Raw genomic sequence first — 22,863 nt, forward strand, 5'->3', positions numbered from 1 at the left:
TCCGGGCCGTACCTGTGTGGTCGGGGTTGGTCAGCTGAGCCAGCGGTTCTTCTGGACGATGGGCAGCTTGGCCCACCAGCGCCCGAGGCCCCAGGTGTGTCCGGCGTAGGTGAGCGCCAGGACGATGCCGACGAGCGCGTAGATGACGTGGTAGTCGATGATCGGGTTGGAGGAGCCGGAGGCCAGCGGCCATTCGGCGGCCCACATGAACGCCATCATGAGAGCCGAAGCCCCCGCGGCGACGCGCAGGCCGATGCCGGCTATGAGGGCGACGCCGATGCCGAGCAGGCCGAGCATGAAGGCCCAGTTGGCCCAGGTGTCGCCGGCGATGCTGTGGAAGAAGTCCTGGAACGGGCCGACCTCGACGCTGGACAGGAAGCCCTTGGTGGGGGAGCCGCCGTTGATCCAGGCCCGTTCGCCGGGGGTGGCGTAGCCGAAGCCGAAGGTCTTGTCGAGGAACGCCCAGAGGAAGACGAATCCGGTGGAGACGCGCAGCACGGCCAGTGCCCTGGCGGCGGCGTCGGTGAGGATCGAGCCGGGGGCCTCGACCTTTTCGAGGTGGGCCGCCGGGCCTCGGCCGATGGTGGTCATCTGCTGCCTCCTTGATTGATGTCTGTGCCTTCGACTCTGCCGGTCCGGCCCGGGCCGGGCTTGAGGCGAAGCGCCCGATCATCGCGGGACCAAAGTCCCGACCTCAGTGGAGCTTCGGGCTACGCCATCGGTGTGCGGCCGGTGAAGCCGGTGGCGAGCCGGACGCGGGCCCGCAGGGAGGAGCCGTTGCCGGCGTAGAGGAACACGTACCCGGTGGACGTCTGCACCGCGGCCAGGTCCGGTCGGCCGTCACGGTTGAAGTCGCCGGCGCCGACGAGGTCGCGCATGCCGTTCCAGCCGCTGGCGCCGATCTGCCGGCGGGCCGCGAAACCGCCGGCCCGACCCGCGTAGAGGTACAGCGCGCCGGTCGCGGTGAGGCGGGCGGCGAAATCCTGGTAGCCGTCCGCGTCGAAGTCACCGACCCCGGCGAGCTCACTCATGGTGTTCCAGCCGCCGTTGCCGACCAGCACCCGTGGCGCGAGTTTCACTCCCGCGGCACCCGGATAGACGTAGAGCTTGCGGTCGCTGGTCTTCGCGGCGAGCAGGTCCGGGTAGCCGTCGCGGTTGAAGTCGCCGATCGCGGTGAGCTCCCGCATGCCGTTCCAGCCGGTGCCGATCCGCTTGCGGGTGCCGAAGCCGGACCCGGTGCCGGGGTAGAACCACAGCTCGCCGGTCGCGCTCGCGCGCGCGACGACGTCCTCGCGCCCGTCGCGGTCCAGATCACCGATGCGGATGATCGCGCTCATCGCGGACCAGCCGCCGCTCAGCGTACGGGCGGCGGTGGTGTCCAGCAGCGTGCCGTTGCCGGGGTAGAGCACCAGGGCGCCGCCGCTCGTCGTGCGCGCCAGCAGGTCCGACCAGCCGTTGCCGTTGAAGTCGGCGAAGGCGGTCCGCGGCAACGGCGCGACGTCCAGGTAGTCGTTGTCGATGTTGATGGTGACCCCGCCCCACGTCTCCTCGTGGTCGCCGCGGTACTGCTTGATCCGCCGGTGCGGCGACCAGTATCCGGCGGGCAGCGCGGCGTCGGTCACGGTGGCGACCTGGTCCCAGCGGGCGAAGTCGAGGTAGTCCGGGCGTACGTAGCCGGCGCGGTTGTACGCGTTCACCTGGTCGGCGACGCCCGAGCTCATGCTGCTGTAGAAGCCGGACAGGTAGTCGTTGTCGTGCAACCGGGCCGTCCAGGCGCTCATGAACGACAGCACGCCCTCGCGGCAGGCGGCGTCGTCGGTGCGGTACGCCTCCATGTCGTAGATCAGCACGCTGTCGGCGGCCAGCCCGAGCGCCCGCGCCTGCGCCACCGCGTCGTCGGCGGTGGCGCGCCCCTGCGCGGCGGCCTGGGCGTTGTCGATGCGGAATCGCTTGTTCGAGGTGGTGCAGGACGCCTGCGGTCCCACGTACAGGGGAATCAGGCGCCACCCGGCGGCCTGCTGCTCCTCGACCCAGGCGGGGGTCAGGTTCGGCTGGGCGCAACCCCGGTTGTTCCCGCCGAAGTAGACGCCGACGGCCCGGTACGGCGAGGAGAGCCAGGCCTGCATGGCGGCGCTCGACGGCGCGGTGCAGGCGTCGAAGCCGTACCCGGTGAAGGTGCCCGGATGCGCGGCCGGCGCCGCGGCCGCGGCCGGCGCCACCCATCCGGCGGAGGCCACCACCAGGACCAGGGCGGACAACACGCTCAGCGGGACACGTCGATCGAGGCGCAAGTCCATGGCGGGCTCCCCATCTGCGGATGTCCTAAGAGCGCAACATCCGAAGAGGGCCCTGACCAGGTCCGAATGGCCAATTTCGGGAAGGCCCACCGGCGGGATTCGTCGAGCCGACGTGGCGGGGTGGTCGGCACGACTCGGCCGCCGATGGGCCGCATCCAGCTTGGCTCCGCGCCACGGCGAAGGTCAGGGCCATTGGTCCCTGGCGCCGCACTTACGGGTGACGTCGGTCCCGCCGACGGGTGTCGTCCGGCCCTGCCTCGTCCCCGTCGGGGCTCCTAGCGTTCGAGGTGACCGACGAAGGAGGTTGGCGATGAGGACCTGGCGGGTGGACGACGTCATGACCAAGGCGGTGGTGACCGTCTCGGCGGGTGCCGCGTACCGGGAGGTGGTGGACCTGCTTGTGGGCCACCGCTTCAGCGCGGTGCCGGTCGTCGACGGGGCCCAGCACGTGACCGGCGTGGTCTCCGAGGCGGACCTGCTCCGCAAGATCGAGTACGCCGGTGACGAGGAGCCCCGGCTCTTCGAGGGCCGCCGCCGCCGTGGCGACCGTGGCAAGGCGTCGGCGCGCACGGCGGCCGAGTTGATGAGCGCGCCGCCGGTCGTGGTGGCCGCGGGCGCCTCGTTGGCCGCGGCGGCGCGGCTGATGGACGCCGAGGGCGTCAAGCGGCTTCCGGTCGTCGACGACCTCGGCCGGCTGGTCGGCATCGTGTCGCGAGGCGACCTGCTCAAGGTGCATCTGCGCCCCGACGACGAGATCCGCGCCGACGTGGAGTCGGGAGTGCTGCGTACGGCTCTGGTGGAGCAGGCCGAGCGGGTGCGGGTGGCCGTGGAGGACGGTCTGGTGACCCTGACCGGGCGCGTCGACAGGTTCTCCACGAGAGACGTCGCCGACCGGCTGATCCGGCAGGTCCCGGGGGTGGTCGCCGTCGCCGACGAGCTCGAGTACGACTACGACGACCGCGACATCCTCGGCACCGGACTGGCCTACGGCATCGCCTGAACGGGCTACCCGGCATGCCGGGCCGGGACCAACGGCACTGCCCGCGCCGGTCGCGGCCTGACAGGTTGAGGGGACACGAAGATCGGATGCCTCCGCCGTGAACGCTCTTGTTCGCGCCGAAGCGCGCGCGGCCCTCGAATCGGCCGCCCGGTCCGCCCTGCGCGCGCCGTCGGTGTTCAACACCCAGCCGTGGAAGTGGCACATCGCCGGCGATCAGCCGTCGGCGCACCGACCGCCGGTCAGCGAGGCCGTCGAGGTGGCCTGACCGCGGCGGCTGCCCGACGCCGTCGAGCCGTTCCTGATCGTGCGGCTCGGCTACGCCGACTCCGACGAGGCAGTGCCGTTGTCACCGCGGCGCGAGGCACACGACATCATCCAGGTCGAGGACAACTAGCCGGACCCGCGTTATCTCGCCAGGTCGTGGTACTTCGGTGGTACCTGTCGAACAGCGGGGCGACCTCGGCGGCGGCGATACCCCCCAGCGTGTCGAACACCCGGCGGTAGGACGCTCTGTCGTCTGGTCGCTTCGTCACCGCCTGGGATATCGGTAGCCGTGGCGAGGCGCTCGGCAGGCGCTACCTGCCCTTCGGGACGTCGCAGAGCTGGCCGGCGGCTGGAAACGGTACCTCTGCCTACCTAAGATTGTTAGCGCGATGAAGAATACTGCGTTCGTTCTGCTTCGCCATCATTGTCTACAAGCGATCAGAGGTTGACTGATGGTGAGGATGATTGCATTCGCCGTCAGGTGCGTCAAATTGTCCGTCCTTGACTCCCATGATGAAGCAATACCATTCATGTGCTGTGAAAGTCAGGACCGCGCCGGCTCTATCTCTCGTGTTTCGCACCTGCACGTCGCCGTCGTCCAAGAAGGCGGTCTCAACGCACCCGCTCGAGCAGGTGAATGAGCTCGTAAAGAATTGACCGCGCTGCATTTCGCCGCCTCCACATGCATGCAGAATCGATATTGATTATATTGAAGAGTATCAGTATACTGCGAAAGTGTCAATACTTAGAGTAATCGATCAGTCGCGTTCCGCTTGGATGGCAGGTCGTAGGCAATGCGGCGCCATGGTTGAAGACTTATGCCCCCTGAAAGGTGGAACGCTATGGTATTCGACAAGCCCGACCAGTACGAGACCATAGTTGCTCCACGGTACGAGGCTATCGCGGCTGGGCTGATGCTTAGGATGAAGCCCAAAGCAGGTGAGGCGGTGCTGGAGGTAGGTGCCGGAACGGGCTTGCTGACAAGGTCGCTCGTTCTTAGCCAAGCAGTCGTGACAGCTACCGACATAAACCTTTCTATGCTGAATGAGGCTAGCCGGAGCCTCAAGCGACTCGATTTGTCAGCACCGCCTCTACTGGCGGCTGATATGGCGAACCTGCCATTCCGGAGTCATTCCTTTGATCTGGTGGCGGCGAATCTGACTCCGATGCAAGACAGCATGACGTTCCTATTGGAAGCACGCAGAGTGCTTCGCATGGGCGGGCGGCTCGCATTGTCCATGTGGGGATCCAGCTATTCCGAGTTGCGAGTTGTCAACAATGCAAGACGCGCGGCTGGCAAAGGCCATGTGCCATATGGTGCTCCTCGGCGCGCTACGGATCGGCTGCGCCGACTCGGCTTCGAAGTCGAGCGGACTGATTGCAATTTCAGGGTCTCCCACAGTAATGCGGGTGCCTATCTCGCTTATCAGAGGGCCTTCGGCGATCCGCCCGGATGGAACGGCGGGGAGGTGGCTGCATATTTCGAGGCGATAGAACGCATCCTTACGAGGAGATTTGGCAATAAAACTGTCCAACTAGATTGGAACGTTTCCTATCTGGTTGCAGTCCTGCCAATTTAGGTGTCGTCCTTCGTTGGCATCTAACAATTACACTTGCTACCAACGAGATCTCGGGGTGCGGTTCCAAGCCTGATCGAAGAATTCGAAGGGGTCGGAGTTGAGCGAGAACGAGCGTATGCGGCGCAGCATTATTAGTGCGGTTGCTGGTGCGGTCATCCTGGCCGTCATCGTCCTGTCGCCGCTGGTATTGCTCGCCTTGGGAAGTTTAGGGCCTGAAAACTGGAGTCGACTGAGCGATATTGGTCAGGCTTATGGGTTTACCTCCGCACTGTTATCGGCGATTGCGCTGGCTTTCGTCTCGATCACCATGGCGCACCAGTTCAAGCAGAACCGAGTCGCCCACCTTCAAGCTTTCAGGGGAATGCAGGCCGATATCATGGGCCTACTGACGAGCGACCCGGATGCCTATATGCCTTGCTATGGTGCCAGGACTGCAGAAGAGATGCTCGCCACGCGCCAGGCTATATTCTGTTCACTTAGAAGCCGATATATGTTGGCCGGCATGGAGCTCGGAGAGTGGGATGAATATCTGATACGGAATGAGTTCGCCCCTGAAGTCTATGGAAACGAAATATCTAGGCGCTGGTGGAGCGCGGCGAGCATTCACTACAAACGAAAGGCTGCGTCGAGAACCGAGAAGACGCTGGCCCGTATCCTTGACGAAGAAGTGGCCGGATACCTGGCGAAATCGATGGGCGGCGAGTCAACCGGGCGCGACGCAGACCGTGTAATGCTTGAAATTATCAGGGAGGATATCCTCAAGGGGCGGAGCGGCCGCGAGTCGACAAGCAGTTCAGTTACTCCATGCGATGAGCGGATCGCCGATCCCAGCAAAGAATAAGGTCGACTAGTGCCGTTTATTAATTGTGGTCGGCAGCGGTCCGCGGTCAGCTGACGACCGCGGAGCGTCGGTTCGGGGACGTGGTGCCGCACTCGCGGGCGTATAGGCGGACCAGGGCGGGTAGCTCGTAGCGGATGCTGCGGGCGGTGACCGTCGGTTCCGGGGACAGCAGGGCGCCGGTGTCCACCAGGGACTCCAGGCGGCGGCGGGCCTCGTCCGGTGGGCAGGAGAGGGTCGTTGCCGCGTCCTGCAGGGTCAGGGACGGGGCCGGTAGGGCGGCCAGCTGGCTGACGTCGGTGCGGTGCGCGCGGGACATGCCGTACCAGCTGTCGGCGATGCGGGGCCGCACCGCGAGGTCGCCGGCGACGAGCTCGTCCAGCACCGTACGGGAGCTCGCCAGCCGTTCCGCGAATTCCCGCAGCGGCAGCAGGCGCATCGCCGCCAGCTTCAGGCCGCCGATGCGGACCGCCAGCGGCAGCCGGCCGATGGCGGTGACGACCGCGTTCGCCGCCGACGGGTCCGCGGTGGTGCGGTCGCGGCCGATGATCTGGGCGAGCAGTTCCACCGCCTCGGGGCAGGTCAGGCTCGGCACGTCGATGCGGTGCGCGTCGGCCAGGCCGGTCATCCGGCGGCGCGAGGTGACCACGACGGTGGCGGCGCCGGAGGCGTGCACCAGGGGGCGGACGGCGGTCTCGTCGGGGGCGTCGTCGAGCATGAGCAGCATCCGGCGCTCGCCGAGCCAGGCGCGCCAGTGGAAGCTGTCCTGGTCCGGGTGGCCGGTCATCCGGTCGCTCAGGCCGGTCAGGGCGGCGAGCTCGGCCAGCAGGTCGACCGTCGTGCGGGGCGTGCCGTCCGGCTCGCGCATGCGCAGCAGGATCCGGCCGCCGGGGAAGTCGTGCTGCAGGGTGTGTGCGAGCCTGACCGCGAGGGTGGTCTTTCCGATGCCGGCCGGGCCGGTCACCACGATCACCTGCCGGGTGCTGTGCCGCACCACGTCGGTCATCTCGCCGAGCTGCTCGGTGCGGCCGACGAAGTCCGGCAGGTCCTGGGGCAGGGACTGCGGCGCTGCCGCCGGGCGGGGGTGCCCGCGCTGCTCGGCGAGGATCGAGCGGTAGAGCTTCTCCAGGGCGGGGGTCGGCTGGAGCCCGTACGCGGCGGCGAGCTGCCGGCGCACGTCCTCGAAGACCTGCAGGGCCTCGGCCTGGCGGCCGCTGCGGAACAGCGCGGTCATCTGCGCCGCCCGCAGGCGCTCGCGCTGCGGGTGGCGTTCGGCATGCTCGGTGAGCGCGTCGGCGACCGCGGCGTAGTTGCCGATCTCCAGTTCGGTCTCCGCCCACTCCTCGAGGACCTGCAGGTGCTGGCCCTCGAGCCGGCGGGCCTCGGCGGCGAGGGGGTGCGAGCGGTGCAGGCCGGCGAACGGCGCGCCCCGCCACAGGCGCAGCGCGTGCCGGAAGTGCTGGGCCGCGGGCAGTGCCGCGCCGCGGTGGTGTGCCTGGCGGGCGGCCCGGACCAGCGCGCGGAACTGCAGCGAGTCGAGTTCGTCCGCGTCGACGCGCAGGCGGTAGCCGCCGGCCTCGTGGACCAGCCGGTCGGCCCGGTCGTCCAGGAGGCGGCGCAGATTGCTGATGTACACCTGCAGGTTCTTGCGGGCGGTGCGGGGCGCCGCGGCCTCGGTCCACACCGCCTCGCACAGGGTCTCGACCGGTACGAACGTGTCCGGCCGGGCGAGCAGCATGGCGAGGGTGAGCCGCTGCTTGAGCGGGCCCAGCTCGACCGGACCGCTGTGTGCGACGGTGAGCGGCCCGAGCACAAGGAATCGCAGTTGTGTCACGCTCATCATGGTGGCGGTCGCGCTGGACGTCGCGCTGGAGCGGTCACTGGAGCGGGTCGGGAATCTCCGCGCGCAGCAGCCCGTAGATGAGCATGTCCTGCCAGAAGCCGTGCCGGAACCGCCCCTGGCGCAGCACTCCCTCGCGGCGGAAACCGATGCGTTCCAGCGCGCGCTGCTCGGCGATGTTGGCGGCGTCGGTCTGCGCCTCCAGCCGGTTCGCGAGCGTGTACTGGAACAGGTAGGTGATCAGCATGCGCTGGGCGAGCGTGCCCCAGCCGTTGCCGCGGTGTTCCGGCAGCAGCGCACACCCGATCTCGTAGCAGCCGCCGATCGGGCCGCCCCGGGTCCGGGCCTCCCAGCTGACGATGCCGATGACGACGTCGTCCGGCCCGACGACCGCGAGGGCGGTGGACTGTGCGCCGACGTAGCCGTCGGTCTCCCACCGCCGCCGGCGGGAGCGGGCGTCGACGAAGCCGGCCCATACGAACGGGCCGAGCGCGTCGGGGTCGACGGTGAGCCGTCGCAGGAAGGGTTCGTCGGCGTCGATGAAGCAACGCAGCGAAATCTTGTCACTCATGGGCACCTCGGGGGGAAGACGCGAATTCAGCGCGGGGCGCCGGCCGGCAGCGCGAGCGTGAGGGCGAGGTCGCCGTCGAGGAACATCAGGCCGCGGCGGGCGTACTCGATGAGGGTCTGCTGGATCGCCTCGGCCGGGAGCCGGCCGTCCAGGCGCCGGTACGCGGCGGCCGCGGTCAGCGGCCGGTCGCTGCACGCGGCGTACAGGTCGGCGACGGGCCCTTCGAAGGTGTAGGTGCCCTCGGCGCCGGCGTGCCGTCCGTCGTAGATCTGCACGAAGCCCGGCGCCGCCCAGTAGCGCAGGACGCTCTTGTGTTCCTCGTCGCCGGCGGCCCGCCAGCGTGCCGCACCGGCGCCGAGCGCCTCGTACGTGGCGTCGGGCAGCGCATCGGGCAGGTCGTACTCGAAGAAGTAGGCGACCTTGGCCAGCTCGACCGAGGGCGGGTAGATGTAGCGGTAGCTGTGCTCCGGCACCTTGCCGGGTGAGCCGCGGTACAGCGGGCTGAACCGCTCGAGCCAGAGGCGCCCGGTGCCGCTCGGCGCCTGCAGGTGCGCCAGGTGCGGGAGCAGGGCCGCCTGCTCGGCGTAGTCCTGCTCGGTCTCGCCGGGGAAACCCCAGATGATGTTCCAGGACACGTCGATGCCGTAGTACCGGGCCCAGCGCAGCAGGTTGATGTTCTGCGCCGCGCGGACACCCTTGTTCATCAGGGCCAGCACCCGCGAGCTGAGCGACTCGATGCCGGGCTGGATGGCGGAGACCCCGGCGTGCGCGAGGGTGCGCACCTGGTCGCGGCTCAGGTTCGCCTTGACCTCGTAGAAGAGCTCGAAACCGGTCTCCTGCTCGATGAACGCGGGAAAGAGCTGCTTGAGGTACGACATGTCGAGGATGTTGTCGACCGCCTCGAACCGGAACGTGCGGTACCGGCGGGCCTGGGTCACCAGCTCACCGGCGACGCGTTCGGGGGACTTGGCGCGGAACTGCATCGTGCCGCCGTTGAGGCCGCAGAACGTGCAGTGATGCTTGGCACCCCACCAGCAGCCGCGGGCGGACTCGAACGGCAGGCGAACCCGGGTGGGTCCGGCGGGCAGCAGGCCGAGGCGCGCCGCGCGGTCGAAGAACTCGTCGTAGTCGGGGTGCGGCGACTCGTCGAGGCGGGCGAGCGCGGCGTCCGGTGCGGTGGCGACGACCGCGCCGTCCACCCGGCAGGCGATGCCGGGAATGCCCGCCGGCCCGGCGCCGGTCGCCAGGGCGTGCATCAGCCGGGGCAGGGCGACGTCGCCCTCGCCGACCACCGCGACGTCGACGCAGTCGACGGCGCGGATCCACTCCGGACCCATCTCGCCGTCGAAGTTCGCGCCGCCGAAGACGGTGACGATCTGCGGGAAGCGCTGCTTGAGCCGGCGGGCGAGGGCGAACGACGCCGTGTTCTGCTGGAACGTGGAGCTGAATCCGACGACGCGGACCTGGTCCCAGTCGTAGCCGTCGACGAGCGCGTCGAGGTAGGCGGGTACGTCCTCGTCGCGCATCCGCAGCAGCGTCTCGCGCGGGAGCTCGGCGTCGCCGAGGTAGGCCAGGTCGTCGGCGAAGTCCTCGAGCAGCCGGCCGTCGTGGTCGGGTGCCTCCGCGCCGAACGCGGCGACGGAGAACAGCCAGTCGGCCACCATGCGGCCGCGCCGCTCGCCGAGGCGGTGATACCGCTCCGGGCCGAGACGAGCGGCGAAGTCGAGGTTGGCGTGCAGGGTGTGTGCCGGGAACCCGTGCTCGCGCAGGATCGCCGCGAGCAGCCCGAGCTGGATCGACGGCCGGTCGGCGTCCATGAACGGCATGGTGACCAGCACCACGGGCCATTGTGCCCGTAGCCGCGGCTCGGCCTCGGGCCGCTGGGCAGCGGCCGCGCTCAGCAGGGGCAACGAGTACGCCGGCACGGCGTCAGACCACGCGGACGACGATGGCCGTCCCGCTGCCGGCGAATTCGACCGCGCCGGGCGTGAAGGCCGTGCCGAACTGCCGGTTGACGAAGGACGGTGCGTCGGCGGCCGGAGCGGCCGGCCGGCCCTTGGACGCCGCATGGAGCATGGCCCCGGTGGCGAGCACGGCCCCGGCGGCCCGCCCGTTCGGGTGGAGAGAGGTACGCGGGTCAGACATAGTGGATCCCTTCGATGGTGGAGGACGAGGGCGGTTCTGCCAGCCAGGCGGACAGCTGCTCGCCGAGCGGGTGGCCCAGCTCGTCGAGGATGGTGCGGGCCTGCAGCCAGAGCTTGCGGGCCGCCTGGAGATCGCCGGTGGCGTGCTGCGCGTTGCCCATGCGCAGGGTGGTGGTGGCGACCTCGTACCGGTCGCCGAGCTCGCGCCACAGCCCGAGCGCCTTCTCGTAGCAGGCCATCGCGGCGTCGCTGTTGCCGAGGTGGTGGTTGGCGAAGCCCAGCGTGTCCCACGTGTCGGCCTGCCGCGGGTCGTCGCCGAGCCGGCGATGCAGGTCGAGGGACTGGTGGCAGTAGTCGAGGGCCTGCTGGTGGAAGCCGGACCGGCTGTGGAACCAGCCGACCCAGTTGAGCGCGTCCGCCTCGCCGCTCGGCTCGCCGGCCGCCCGGAACAGCTCGAGCGCCAGTTCGGCGTGTTCGAGCCCGGCGACGAGGTCGCCCTGGCGTTCCAGCACCCGGCTGTAGTCGAGGTGCAGACGGGCCTGCCCTTCCCGGTCGCCGAGCTCGTCGAACAGGTCGAGCGCCAGCTTGGCCTGCGCCTCCGCGTCGGTCAGCAGGCCCTGCAGCAGGCAGGCCAGGCTGAGCAGCCGGTGGGTCTCCGCCTGGCCGTCGACGTCGCCGACCTGCCGGGTCGCCGCCAGGGCGATCCGGAGCACGACCGCCCAGTCGTGCCACTTGCCCTGGTAGTTGAGGAACGCCGTGATGCACCAGGTCAGCCGGCTGGCGTGCCACGGGAAGTCCTCGGCCTCGGCCTGCTCCACCGCGGCGAGCAGGGTGGCGTGCTCGCCCATGAACCAGACCAGCGCCTCGGCGGCCCCGTCGATCCGCGGCACCACTGTGGCCAGATCGGCCGGCTCCACGTGAATCGGCTGCCGGTACGGATACAGCGTGCGGTCGGCCAGCCATGCCGTGTGCAGGTAGTGATCGAGCAGGCGGAGCACGGCCGCGCGCCGTTCGGCGTCGCTGTCGGTCTCCAGGGTCTGCTCCTTCGCGTACGCCCGGAGCAGGTCGTGGAACCCGAACCGGCCCGGGGTGACCTCCTCGACCAGGTGCGCGCTGGTCAGCTCGCGCAGCAGGCGCCGGGCCTCGGACACGGTCACGCCGGCGAGGCTGGCCGCGGCGGCGGTCGCGATGTCCGGCCGGCGATGCAGGCCCAGCAGGCGGAACAGCCGGGCGGCGGCCGGGCCGAGCCGGTGGTACGACCAGGACAGGACCGCCCGGGCGTCGTTTGCCGCGTTCTCGCCGACGAACGCGTCGAGACCGCCGGCCGCCTCACGCAGGTCGGTGGCGAGCGCGGTGAGGCTCTGCTCTGGATAGACGGCAGCCCGCGCCGCCACGATCGCCAGCGCCAGCGGCAGCCGGGCGCAGGCGGCGACGATGGCGTCGAACGCGACGGGCTCGGCCGCCACCCGCGCCGTACCGACCCGGCGGCTGAACAACTCGCGGGCCTCGCCCGGCGCCAGCAGGTCCAGCGACAGGACGTCGGCTCCGGCGGCCGCCACGCCGGCGAGCCGCCGCCGGCTGGTGACGACGACGGCGCAGCCCGGCGCGCCCGGCAGCAGCGGCCCGATCTGCTCGGAGTCCCGCGCGTTGTCGAGGACCACCAGGATCCGGCGCCCGGCCAGCAGGCTGCGGTAGAGGGCCGCCTGATCCTCCAGCCGGGCCGGCACCTGCGCGTTGGGGACCGCGAACGCGTCGAAGAAGCCCCGCAGCGCGTCGCCGGGCTCGACCGCGGAGCCGTGTGCGTCGAAGCCGCGCAGGTTGACGTAGAGCTGACCGTCGGGGAACCGCTCGCTGACCCGGTGCGCCCAGTGCACGGCCAGCGAGGTCTTGCCCACCCCGGCCGTACCGATGATCATGGCGATCGGGGTGGCGTCCTCCCGGCCGAGCAGCTCGTCCAGCCGGGCCAGCTGGCGCTGGCGCCCGGTGAAGTCGGCCATGCCGTGCGGCAGCTGCGCCGGCGTCGGCGGGCGGTGCGCCGGCACGGTCCGCTGAGCCGTCGCCGCCGGGGCGGCCGGCGCGGGCGCGTTCAGCTCCGGGTCGCCGTCCAGCAGCCGGCGGTGCAGCTGCTGCAGCTCGGCGCCGGGACCGACCCCGAGCTCGGCGTAGAGGTAGTCGTGGGTCTCCCGGTACGCCGCGAGCGCGTCGGCCCGCTGGCCGCTGCGGTGCAGCGCCTGCATGAGCAGCCCGCGCAGTCGTTCCCGCAGCGGATGCTCCGCCACCAGCCGGCGCAGCTCGGCGACCAGGTCGCGGTTCTCGCCGAGGGCGAGGTCGATCTCGATGCGGTCCTCGATCGCGCCGATCCGGCGTTCGGCGAGGCGGTCGCGCTCGGCGTCGAGCAGCGGGCCGGCCAGGCCGTCCAGCAGCGGGCCGCGCCACAGCCGCAGGGCGGTGTGCAGCGCGCGGGACGCCGTCGGCAGGTCACCCGTCGCGCGCGCCGCGCCGGCCCGGGCCAGCTCCCGGTCGAAGTCGGCCAGGTCCAGGCCGCCGTCCGGCAGGGTGAGCCGGTATCCGGCGTCGCTCCAGGTCAGCACGCGGGACTTGCCGTCGGCCGGGCGCACGGGTTCCAGGCTGCGTCGCAGCGCGGAGACGTTCTTCTGCAACAGGTTGACGGCGTACGCCGGGGGCTCCTCGCCCCAGACCGCCTCGATCAGCTGTTCGCGGCCGAGGGAGCGGTTCGCGTGCAATGCCAGGATCCCGAGCACCACCCGCTGCTGCACCGGGCCGAGCCTCGTCGCCTCGTTGCCGCGCCAGGCGAGCAACGGCCCCAGCACCTCCAGCCGGATCCGTATGTCGCACGGATCGGTCACTGCCGGCCCTCCCGATGCATCCGCACTGTTGCTCCCCCGTCGACATGGCGTAACGGAGTATAGGAGGCGGGGGCGAGCCCTTTGATGCGGAATGGGCCGCCACGAGACAGTCGGGAAACCGACAGCCTTCGATCCGGCTGTCGGCCTCTCGACGTCGCAAAGCAGCGTCATGTTCAGAAGACCAGGACCGTGTTGTCGTGCTGTAGAAGGCGATCCTCGCAGTGCCAGCGAACGGCCCGGGCGAGCACCGTACGCTCCACGTCCGCGCCGAGCCGGGCCAGCGCCGCGGCGTCGTCGCGGTGCGACGCGCGGACGACGTCCTGCTCGATGATCGGCCCTTCGTCCAGCTCGGCGGTCACGTAGTGTGCGGTCGCGCCGATCAGTTTGACGCCGCGGTCGCGGGCCCGCTGGTACGGCGCGGCCCCCGGGAAAGACGGGAGGAAGGAATGATGAATATTGATGACCGGCACGCCGATCTTGTCGAGGAAGGCGCCGCTGAGGATCTGCATGTAGCGGGCCAGGACCGCCACGTCGCAGCGGCCCTCCAGTAGATCGGCCAGCTCCGCCTCGGCGGCCGCCTTGCCGGCGGCCGGCATCGGCACGTGATGGAACGGCACGCCGAACCACTCCACAGTCGAGCGCAGGTCGGCGTGGTTGCTCGCCACCATCGTGATCTCCGCCGCGAGCTCGCCGCGGCGCTGGCGCCACAGCAGGTCGACGAGGCAGTGGTCGGCGCGGGAGGCCAGCACGGCGATCCGCTTGCGGTGCTGCGAGTCGATGACGCGCCAGGTCATCCGGTACGGCGCGGCGACCGTCAGCCCGAACGCCTCGAGCAGGTCGCGCCGCTCGTCGGGCAGGACGAACTCCATGCGCAGGAAGAACGTCCCGCCCCGCGGGTCAGAGGTGTGCTGATCGGAGCGGACGATGTTGGCGCCGCGCTCGTGCAGGAACCGGGCGACGGCGGCGATGATGCCGGGCCGGTCGGGGCAGGACACGAGCAGGCGCAACGGTGCGGAGCCGGGCACTACGCCTCTCCCTTCAGATCAGCAGGTCGGATTGGCCGGCACAGGTGAGTTCCCGCAGCACCCCGAGGACGGGTTGCGGGTCGGCGCTGAGGTAGAAGTGGCCGCCGGGCGCCCAACGGGTGTCGAGCGGCAGGCTCGTCTCGCCGGCCCAGCCGGCCACCCGGGCGGCGGTCACGTGGTTGTCGCCGACGCCGTTGATCAGCGTGATGCCGATCGGCAGCGGCGCGGCGTGCCGGTAGCGGTAGCCGGCGACCAGCCGGAAGTCGGCCTGCACGCCGGGCAGGAGGAGATCGTGCAGCTCCTCCGCCGCCACCACCTCGGCCGGCAGGCCGCCGAAGGCGCCGACCGCCTCCGCGAACGCGCGGCCCTGCAGGGCCGCGGCCCGGACCACCCGCTCGGAGGGCATCAGCTCCGGCGCCGCGGCCCCGGAGGCGACCAGGCGCAGCAGCCGGTGATCGTCGCGGAGCCGGCGGGCGACCTCGAACGCCACGACGGCGCCGAGGCTGTGCCCGAACAGGACGAACGGCCCGTCGGCATGCGCCGCGATGGCCTCGGCCGCCCCGTCCGCGAACGCGTCGATCGTCGGGGGCGCCTGCTCGGCGTAGCGGTGGCCGCGTCCCGCCATCGTCACGGTCGTCACCTGCGCGGCCCCGGCCAGCGCCGGCTGCCAGCGCAGGTATTCGGCGGTGTTGCCGCCGGCGTGGGTGAAGCAGTAGACCCGGGGCAGGCCGGGTGCCGCCTCCGCCGCGCTGCGGAACCAGGCAGCTGTGCTCACGGCGTACTCCTCGTGGTCGGGACCGCCCGGATCGCCTCGGCGATCGAGGCGACGGTGGGCAGGCGCAGGCAGTCGTGATGTCCGGCGGCGACGTGCAGGCTGCGCACGCCGCCGCCGAAGAGGCGGGCCCAGTCGGCCGTCGAGTCCGGTGAGCCGGCCGCGTGCACCAGCACGGCGGCCGCGTCGAGCGGCCCGGTCGGCCGGTAGCCGGCCAGGGCCGTCGTGTGCGCGACGAACGTGGCGTGCCGGCGGGCCAGCTCGCCGGCGAGCAGGGCCCGCTCGGACCGCTCGTCCGCCAGCCGCTCGGCAACCAGCTCCAGCTGGCGGGCCACCGGCGCGGTGGGATCCGGTGCGGTCGCCTCGTGCCCGGCGTTGCGCAGGGCCTCGGCGACGAACAGGGCGGCGAGGCCCTCCTCGGAGTCGGCGTACCGGTCCACGGGCCGGCACGGCGCGTCGATCAGTGCCACCAGCTCCACCCGGCCGCCGGCCCCGGCCAGCCGGCGGGCCGTCTCGTACGCCAGCACGCCGCCCATCGACCAGCCGACCAGCCGGTACGGGCCGTCCGGGTGCGCGCCCCGGATCAGGCCCGCGTACCGGTCGGCCAGCACGGCGAGATCGGCGACCGGCACGTCGCGCGCGGCCGCGATCCCGGACACCCGGTAGGTGCCGTCGAGCTCGCGGGCCAGCGCGCCGTACTCGTGGACGGTGCCGCTGACCGCGTGCACCGCGAAGGCGGGCGCGCCCTCGCGGCCCAGCTGGACCACCGGGCCGGCCGCCGTGTCAGCGCGCCCGGACCGGTTCTGCCGGAGCCGGGCGGCCAGGGCCGCCCGCTGCGCGTCGGTCAACATCGTCGTTCTCCCGTTCAGCTCAGGACCGCGTCGAGGTCCTCGTCGCCCAGATCGATGTCGTCCAGGCCGAACTTGTCGCGGAGCAGCACGGTGAGCTGCGCCGGCGTCGGGGCCAGGAAGACGGCGGTCACGTCGGCGTCCACGGCCAGGTCGGTCCGGAGCCTGGTGATCAGCCGCATCGCCTGCAGCGAGTTGCCGCCGAGATCGAAGAAGCTGTCCTCGACGCTGACCCGCTCGAGCTTGAGCAGGTTCGCGTACATGTCGGTCACGGCCGTCTCGATCAGCGTGCGGGGCGCCACGAACGCGGTGTCCGCCTCGGTGACGTCCGGGTCCGGCAGCGCGGCCCGGTCGATCTTCCCGCTGGCGTTCAGCGGGAGCGCGTCGAGCACCAGGATGTGCGTGGGGATCATGTACGCGGGCAGCATCTGGGACAGGTGCTGGCGCAGGTCCGGGATGCTCAGCGCCGGCCCGCCGGGTGCCACCCGCGCGTAGCCGACCAGCTGCTTGTCGCCCGCGGCGTCGTCGCGCACCACGACCGCGGCCTGCAGGACCGCCTCGTGCGTCGCCATCGCCGTCTCGATCTCGCCGAGCTCGACGCGCAGGCCACGGATCTTGATCTGCCCGTCGATCCGGCCGAGGAAGACCAGGTTGCCGTCGGGCCGGCGGCGGACCAGGTCGCCGGTGCGGTACATCCGGGCGCCCGCCTCGTCGACGAACGGGTCCTTGACGAACTTCTCGGCGGTCAGCTCCGGCCGGTTCAGGTAGCCGCGGGCCACGCCGGGTCCGCCCAGGTGCAGCTCGCCGGCGACACCGACCGGCACCGGGTGCAGGTGGCTGTCGAGCACGTACGCCCGGTAGTTGGGCTTGGGCAACCCGATCGGCGGCGCCGCGACGTCCTCGGGACCCAGCTCCATGATGGTCGCGCCGATGGTCACCTCGGTCGGGCCGTAGCCGTTGCACAGCCGCAGGCCGGGCCGCAGCCAGCTGCGGACCAACTCGCCGGAGAGCTCCTCGCCGGCGGAGATCAGCACCCGCTGGTCGGGCAGCTCCGCCCCGCTGATCAGGTTGAGGACCGCCGGCGGCAGGCAGGCGAAGGTCACCCGCTCGTCGCGCATCAGGGCGATCAGCCGCGGCGGCGACATGAGCGTCTCCCGGCTGCCGAAGATCGCCGCGCCGCCCGAGCCGAGCGCGAGGAACATGTCCATCACCGACACGTCGAAGTTGAGCGACGCGAACTGCAGGAAGCGGTCGTGCTCGTCGAGGCCCCACTGCGCGACCACGCCCTGCACGAAGTTCGAGACCTGCCGGTGCTCGACGATCACGCCCTTGGGCCGGCCGGTGGAGCCGGAGGTGTAGATCACGTACGCGGCGTTGACGGGTTCGAGCGCGACGTCCAGGTCGGTGTCGGCGACCTCGCCGTCGTCCGGCCAGTCCCGGGCCGGCACGATGACCGTCGCGCCGAAGTCGCGGCCGCCGGCGTCGGCGAGGATCACCCGGACGTCCGCGTCTTCGATCATGAACTCGAGCCGGTCGGCCGGGTAGTCCGGGTCCAGCGGCACCCACGCGCCGCCGGCCTTGAGGATCGCGAGGATGCCGGCGAATCGCTCGATCGACGGGCGCATGTGCACGCCGACCAGCGACTCCGGGCCGACGCCTGCCGCGCGCAGGCGCCGGGCGCCGCGGTTGGCGGCGGCGTTGAGCTGCGCGTACGTGAGCGCCCGGCCGTCCATCACCGCGGCCTGCGCGTCCGGCACCCGGGCGGTCTGCCGCTGGACCAGCTCGTGCAGCAGCGCCGGGGGCAGGTCCATGGTGTTGGAGTTCCAGCCGACCAGCTCCTGGTGCAGGGCGTGCTCGGTCAGCACGGGCAGGTCGGACAGCCGCCGGGACGGGTCCGCGACGATGCCGCGGAACAGCACCTCCAGCGAGTCGAGCATCCGGGCGACGGTGGCGGCGTCGTAGAGCGCGGTCGCGTACGCCACCTCGACGACCAGGTCGCCGTGCGCCTGCATGAAGAAGTTCAGGTCGAACTTGGCGGTCGGCGCGTCGATCGGCTCGACCGAGACGGTGACGCCGCCGGCCTCGATCCGGTCCGGCTCGTCCTCGTTGATGGTGAAGCCGATCTGGAACAGCGGCGCCCGGCTGGCGTCCCGCTCCACCTTCAGCGCCTCGACCAGCCGCGGGAACGGCAGCTCCTGGTGCGCGTACGCGCCGAGGACGGTCTCCTTGACCCGGCCCAGCAGCTCGGTGAAGGTCGGGTCGCCGGAGGTGTCGGTGCGGATCGGCAGCGTGTTCACCAGGTAGCCGATCAGCTGCGCCAGCTCGCCGCGGCCGCGGTTGGCGCTGGCGGTGCCCACGACGATGTCGTCCTGGCCGCTGTAGCGGTGCAGCAGCACCTGCAGCGCGCTGAGCAGCGTCACGAAGGTGGTGGTGCCCTCGGCCCGGCCCAGCTCCCGCAGCCCGGCGAGCACGTCGGCGCCCATCGCCTTGCGGGCGATCGCGCCGTCGAAGGACTGCAGCACCGGCCGGGGCCGGTCGGTCGGCAGCTGCACGGAGGCGGCGCCGTGCAGCGCCTCCTTCCAGTACGCGACCAGCTCGTCGACGCCCGCGCCGTCCAGCCGGGCGCGTTCCCACAGGGCGTAGTCGGCGAACTGGATCGGCAGCTCCGGCAGTCCGGCGGGAGTGCCGGCGACCTCGGCGGCGTACAGCGCGGCCAGCTCCCGGACGCAGACGGCGAAGGACCAGCCGTCGAACGCGCTGTGATGCACGTTGAGGTGCAGGGCGTGGTGGCGCGGCGTCAGGCGGACCAGCTCGGTCCGGATCAGCGGGCCCTTCGCGAGGTCGAACGGCAGCAGCCCGAACGCGATCGACTCGGCGGCGAACGTGGACAGTCGCTCCGCCTCGGACAGCCCGGAGAGGTCGCGCACGGTCAGGTTGACCGGGTCCGGCGGCGCGTCGACGACCTGCACCGGCCGTCCGTCGACGGTGTCGATCCGGGTGCGCAGGATCTCGTGCCGGGCGACCAGGGCGTCGAAGGCCCGGCCCAGCGCGGGAGCGTCGAGGTCACCCTCGAGGTTCAGCGTGCCGGCGACGTTGTAGGTGGGCAGCCCCGGCGCGAACTGGTCGATGAACCACAGCTGCTCCTGGCCGCTGGAGAGCGGCAGCTCGGCGAGGTTCGGGTCGCGGCGCGGGATCGTGGTCGTGCCGCGCCCCTGGCGCAGGCGGGCGGCCAGGGCCGCGCGCTGGGAGTCGGACAGCATCAGATTTCTCCTCGGAAAGGTGGTGGGTCAGGCCGCGGGGACGGGCGTGGGTTCGGCCGGGGCGGGCGCGACCAGCGGGTCGTCCGGCCCGCTGGGCAGCGTCGGCAGCCGGAAGACGGGGGAGAAGAACGTCCAGGCGATCGGTGCGGTCAGCAGCACCACCGTGATCACCATGGCCGGGCGCAGCCCGAGGTACTGCGCGAGCGTGCCGCCCAGCAGGGCGCCCAGCGGGATCGTGCCGAACAGCACCATCCGGTAGCTCGCGTTCATCCGGGCCAGCAGCCGGTTCGGGGTGACCACCTGGCGCAGCGAGACGGTGTTGATGTTGTAGATCATCAGCATGAAGCCGGCCGTGCCGTACGCCCCGGTGAGCAGCGCGACCGAGACGGTGTCGCTGCCCCGCGCGAGCAGGAACGTCAGCGGCGCCAGCGCGGCGACGATGGTAGCCAGGCGCAGCGAGCGGCCGTACCCGACGGCGCGGGTGATCCGGGTGGCCAGCAGCCCGCCGGCCAGCGCGCCGAGCGAACCGATGCCCAGCACCAGCCCGAGCTCCCCGGCGGTCAGCCCGAGATAGCGCACCGTGTAGATCACGAAGACCGTCATCATGGCGTTCTGCGCGAGGTTGAACGTGGCGGACTGGCTGAGCAGGTTGCGCAGCACCCGGTTGCCGAACACGGCGTGCAGCCCCTCGGCGATGGACGCCCGCACTCCTGGCCGGTCGGCCGGTGCCTGCGGCTCGGGCTCGCGGACGGTCAGCAGCAACATCATGACCACGCTGAAGGCGTACGAGGCAGCGTTGACGCTCAGCGTCAGCGGGGCGCCCAGCGCGGTGACCAGGAAGCCGCCGACGCCGGGTCCCACGATCATGGCCGCCGAGAACGACGTCTGCAGCCGGCCGTTGGCGTCCGGCAGCTGCGGGCGCTCGACCAGGTTCGGCACCAGCGACAGCGAGCCGACGTCGAAGATCACGGTGAACGTGCCCAGCACCAGCGCGACGGCGCCCAGGGTCCACATGGTCAGGCCGCCGACGGACGCCAGCAGCGGCACGAGCCCGATGCAGACGCACCGGACGACGTTGCTGCCGATGAGGACCGGCAGCCGGCGGCGCCGGTCCAGCCAGATGCCGGCGAACAGCGACACGACCACGATCGGCACGTAGCGCAGCGCGTTGATCACGCCGACCTCGAACGCCGACGCGCCCAGGGTGAGCACGGCGACGAGCGGCAGCACGAAGCGGGTCACCTCGGAGCCGAACAGCGACACCGTCTCGCCGATCCAGAATTTGCGGAAGTCCGGGTTGCGCAGGGCGCCCGGCACGGCTTCGGCCATCATTTCTCTCCGGTTCAGCGACGGGTCAGGATTGTCTGAGCACGCAGTCGAGGCCCCGACCGCGCAGGAACGTCAGGCAGCGGGCGGCCGCGGCCGGGTCCGGCAGCGCCCGGTGCAGGCCGGCCGGGGTCGACCCGGCGAGGATCTCCAGGACGCCGTAGGCGAGCGGCAGGGAGACGGCCCGGGCCATCGCCGTCTCGTCGTCGTCGCCGACGGCGTCGAGCAGGTAGCGGCCGGACCAGTTCCCGGCGCCGGTCGCGACCTCGAGCTCGACCGCGAGCACCACCCGGTCGCGGTCGCCGGGACGCATCGGGTACCGGGCGGCGAGCTCGGCGGCCAGCGCGTCCAGGTCGGCCGGGTCGCCGTCGCGGACGACGGCGAACACGTCGCGCCAGGCCTCGCGCCAGCCGCCGAGGCGCAGGGTGCCCCGCACGAACCGATCCGGTCGCCAGCCCTCCGGGAATTCGTACTGGGCCAGGAACGGCACGCTGTCGCGGTTGGGGTAGACCTCGAACACCTCGCCGTCCAGGTCGTACTCCGAGACCGCCTCCCAGGGACGGTCGACGGTGCGCGGCCGGCCCCGCTCGATCGAGCGCGCGGGGGAGCCCAGCGCCGACAGCACGCCCCGCGGCGCCCAGCTGAACCGGTAGCGGAAGTCGTTGGGCTCGGCCGGCACGCCGCCGCAGAAGGACGTGAACCGTACCGATGCCGGGCCGTCGCCCACCGCCTTGCGGGCGCGCGCCACCAGGTCGTGCGCGAACAGGTGGTCGATGCCCGGATCCAGGCCCGCCTCGGTGAGCACCACCAGCCCGCCGGCGCGGGCCGCGGCGTCGGCGGCGGCGAGCTCGGGCGAGACGTAGCTGGTGCAGGCGAAGTGCGCGCCCCGGTCCAGGCAGAGCCGCAGCAGCCCGGCGTGCTCGGTGGCCGGCAGCATGGAGACCACGACGTCGCCGGGCCCGACCGCGGCCGCCAGCCCGGCGATGTCCGCGACCGCCACCTTGCCGGACAGCCCGAGGTCGGCGAGGCGGCGCTCGGCCTTGGCCACGGTGCGGCCCCAGAGCGTCACCTGCCGGGCGGCGCCGGCCAGCTCGGCCAGGCCGCTGCCGGTGGACAGGCCGGCACCGGCCCAGTGCACGTTTCCGCTCGCGGCGATCGGCTCAGACATCGGCGGTCCTGTTCTGCTGGGCGAGCTGGAACTCGCCGGCGGCGCGCTGCCAGACCGGGTCGGCGGGATCGTCGAGCCGGGCCAGCAGCGGGGTGAGCTGCGCGGAGAAGGCGATGCTCGCCTCCTCCGGCAGCAGGGAGGGCAGGTTGTCGATCGCGATCAGGTCCAGCGGCTGAGCGCCGCCGCGCAGCCGGACCACCGGCTCCGGCCACGACGTGACCCGCTGATAGATCGGCAGCGTGTTGCAGTCGGAGGTGACGTCGCAGCTGACGTCGCAGATCAGCGACAGCCGGCGCGGGCTGTCGAGGTCCACGTGGGTGACGAACGGCGGCACCGGCTCGTGCACCAGCACCGTGTTGATCAGCACGTCGTGGTCGAGCAGCGCGGCCTTGTCCAGCTCCCGGGTCTCGGCGAGGTCCCAGCAGGTGGCGCCGAGACCCGCCGCGGCCAGCGCGTCCCGCGCGCCCTGCCCGCAGCGGCCCTGCGCGCCGATCACCAGCACCCGGGGGTCCGGCTCGCCGGGCCGCGGCGCCAGGGCCGCGGCGAGCTCACCTTTCGTGTACGGCTGCAGCGGCGTCGTCAGCCGCCCGCGGTGCCGCAGGATCGTCAGCGCGGCGCCCAGATAGCCGGCCCAGTAGCCGAACGAGGCCAGCCGCCGGCCGGACTCGTCGGTCAGGTACTCGGCGTCCAGCAGCGTGCCGCCGCCGGCCGCGAACCGGCGCAGCAGCTCGGGGGCGCCCTCCTGGTTCTTGTAGGCGTGGCCGAAGTAGACGTGCCGGTGCCGCAGCGCGGCCGGCAGCACGGGCAGCTCCTTGAGCCCCACGACGACCACGTCGTCGGGTGCGTCGAACCAGCTGGCCGCGGGCACGATCCGGCAGCCGGCCGCGCGGTACCGGTCGATCTCGACGACCCGCTGCGGCGACTCCTCGACGGTGACGGTCGCGCCGCCCTGGACGAGGCGCCCCGCGTCGGCCGCGGTGATGGCGGTGCGGCGCTCGGTCTGCCGCGTCTCGTGTCGTAACCATAGGTGGGGCAAGGTGGGCTCCTTCGGCGAGGGCGGACG

Annotated in this window: 19 protein-coding genes; 4 read left to right on the forward strand and 15 right to left on the reverse strand. The window is 71.5% G+C overall.

The annotated features are described in order from the left end of the window. Window positions 1-30: 30 nt before the first annotated feature. Together ACIBSW_RS17855 and ACIBSW_RS17860 are read right to left on the reverse strand one after the other, a co-directional pair. Window positions 31-591: a hypothetical protein gene (locus tag ACIBSW_RS17855; protein ID WP_404799372.1), complete on the reverse strand. Its 561-nt coding sequence runs from the start codon at window positions 589-591 to the stop codon at window positions 31-33. Between the two features lie 119 nt (window positions 592-710). Further along, window positions 711-2,297 (reverse strand): glycoside hydrolase domain-containing protein, encoded by a 1,587-nt coding sequence (locus ACIBSW_RS17860; RefSeq protein WP_354730327.1) that lies wholly within the window; start codon window positions 2,295-2,297, stop codon window positions 711-713. Window positions 2,298-2,607: 310 nt separating this feature from the next. Between ACIBSW_RS17860 and ACIBSW_RS17865 the strand changes: the two genes are divergently transcribed. Next, window positions 2,608-3,297: a CBS domain-containing protein gene (locus ACIBSW_RS17865; protein ID WP_354730329.1), complete on the forward strand. Its 690-nt coding sequence runs from the start codon at window positions 2,608-2,610 to the stop codon at window positions 3,295-3,297. A 97-nt stretch (window positions 3,298-3,394) separates the two neighbouring features. Further along, a complete protein-coding gene (locus ACIBSW_RS17870; protein ID WP_354730331.1) occupies window positions 3,395-3,562 on the forward strand; it encodes a hypothetical protein in 168 nt (55 codons plus the stop codon). Window positions 3,563-3,989: 427 nt separating this feature from the next. Here ACIBSW_RS17870 and ACIBSW_RS17875 read toward each other — a convergent pair whose 3' ends face one another. Continuing rightward, a complete protein-coding gene (locus tag ACIBSW_RS17875; RefSeq protein WP_354730333.1) occupies window positions 3,990-4,229 on the reverse strand; it encodes a DUF397 domain-containing protein in 240 nt (79 codons plus the stop codon). Window positions 4,230-4,403: 174 nt separating this feature from the next. Here ACIBSW_RS17875 and ACIBSW_RS17880 point away from each other — a divergent pair, with 174 nt between their 5' ends. Next, window positions 4,404-5,141, forward strand: a complete 738-nt coding sequence (locus tag ACIBSW_RS17880) for a methyltransferase domain-containing protein (RefSeq protein ID WP_354730335.1) — start codon at window positions 4,404-4,406, stop codon at window positions 5,139-5,141. 97 nt (window positions 5,142-5,238) lie between these two features. Next, window positions 5,239-5,982: a DUF6082 family protein gene (locus ACIBSW_RS17885; protein WP_354730337.1), complete on the forward strand. Its 744-nt coding sequence runs from the start codon at window positions 5,239-5,241 to the stop codon at window positions 5,980-5,982. A 46-nt stretch (window positions 5,983-6,028) separates the two neighbouring features. On the opposite strand, the gene ACIBSW_RS17890 is transcribed toward ACIBSW_RS17885, so the two are convergent. The 12 genes from ACIBSW_RS17890 to ACIBSW_RS17945 form a co-directional block, all read right to left on the reverse strand. Then, window positions 6,029-7,813 (reverse strand): transcriptional regulator, encoded by a 1,785-nt coding sequence (locus ACIBSW_RS17890; RefSeq protein WP_354730339.1) that lies wholly within the window; start codon window positions 7,811-7,813, stop codon window positions 6,029-6,031. A gap of 43 nt (window positions 7,814-7,856) precedes the next feature. Next, window positions 7,857-8,390: a GNAT family protein gene (locus ACIBSW_RS17895; protein ID WP_354730341.1), complete on the reverse strand. Its 534-nt coding sequence runs from the start codon at window positions 8,388-8,390 to the stop codon at window positions 7,857-7,859. Between the two features lie 26 nt (window positions 8,391-8,416). Then, on the reverse strand, window positions 8,417-10,315 hold the full coding sequence (locus tag ACIBSW_RS17900; RefSeq protein ID WP_404799373.1) for a RiPP maturation radical SAM C-methyltransferase: 1,899 nt from the start codon (window positions 10,313-10,315) through the stop codon (window positions 8,417-8,419). A 4-nt stretch (window positions 10,316-10,319) separates the two neighbouring features. Continuing rightward, entirely contained in the window at window positions 10,320-10,535 is a 216-nt protein-coding gene (locus ACIBSW_RS17905; protein ID WP_354729939.1) for a hypothetical protein, read from the reverse strand. Beyond that, window positions 10,528-13,401: a BTAD domain-containing putative transcriptional regulator gene (locus ACIBSW_RS17910; RefSeq protein WP_354729937.1), complete on the reverse strand. Its 2,874-nt coding sequence runs from the start codon at window positions 13,399-13,401 to the stop codon at window positions 10,528-10,530. The genes ACIBSW_RS17905 and ACIBSW_RS17910 overlap by 8 nt, the downstream gene beginning before the upstream one ends. A 173-nt stretch (window positions 13,402-13,574) precedes the next feature. Further along, entirely contained in the window at window positions 13,575-14,426 is an 852-nt protein-coding gene (gene purU / locus ACIBSW_RS17915; RefSeq protein WP_354729935.1) for a formyltetrahydrofolate deformylase, read from the reverse strand. Between the two features lie 13 nt (window positions 14,427-14,439). Next, complete coding sequence (locus ACIBSW_RS17920; RefSeq protein ID WP_354729933.1) at window positions 14,440-15,201, reverse strand: alpha/beta fold hydrolase; 762 nt, start codon at window positions 15,199-15,201, stop codon at window positions 14,440-14,442. Beyond that, window positions 15,198-16,049, reverse strand: a complete 852-nt coding sequence (locus tag ACIBSW_RS17925) for a thioesterase domain-containing protein (RefSeq protein ID WP_354729931.1) — start codon at window positions 16,047-16,049, stop codon at window positions 15,198-15,200. The genes ACIBSW_RS17920 and ACIBSW_RS17925 overlap by 4 nt, the downstream gene beginning before the upstream one ends. Before the next feature lie 14 nt (window positions 16,050-16,063). Further along, window positions 16,064-19,306, reverse strand: coding sequence for an amino acid adenylation domain-containing protein (locus tag ACIBSW_RS17930; protein ID WP_354729929.1), 3,243 nt, complete (start codon window positions 19,304-19,306; stop codon window positions 16,064-16,066). 27 nt (window positions 19,307-19,333) lie between these two features. Further along, a complete protein-coding gene (locus ACIBSW_RS17935; protein ID WP_354729927.1) occupies window positions 19,334-20,635 on the reverse strand; it encodes an MFS transporter in 1,302 nt (433 codons plus the stop codon). A 25-nt stretch (window positions 20,636-20,660) separates the two neighbouring features. Next, entirely contained in the window at window positions 20,661-21,800 is a 1,140-nt protein-coding gene (locus tag ACIBSW_RS17940) for a saccharopine dehydrogenase family protein (protein ID WP_354729925.1), read from the reverse strand. Next, window positions 21,793-22,836, reverse strand: coding sequence for a saccharopine dehydrogenase (locus ACIBSW_RS17945; RefSeq protein WP_404799374.1), 1,044 nt, complete (start codon window positions 22,834-22,836; stop codon window positions 21,793-21,795). Before ACIBSW_RS17945 ends, ACIBSW_RS17940 begins: the two co-directional genes overlap by 8 nt. Between the last annotated feature and the right edge of the window lie 27 nt (window positions 22,837-22,863).

The sequence above is a fragment of the Actinoplanes sp. NPDC049668 genome, from assembly GCF_044465445.1.
In the GTDB taxonomy this organism is placed as follows: Bacteria; Actinomycetota; Actinomycetes; order Mycobacteriales; family Micromonosporaceae; genus Actinoplanes.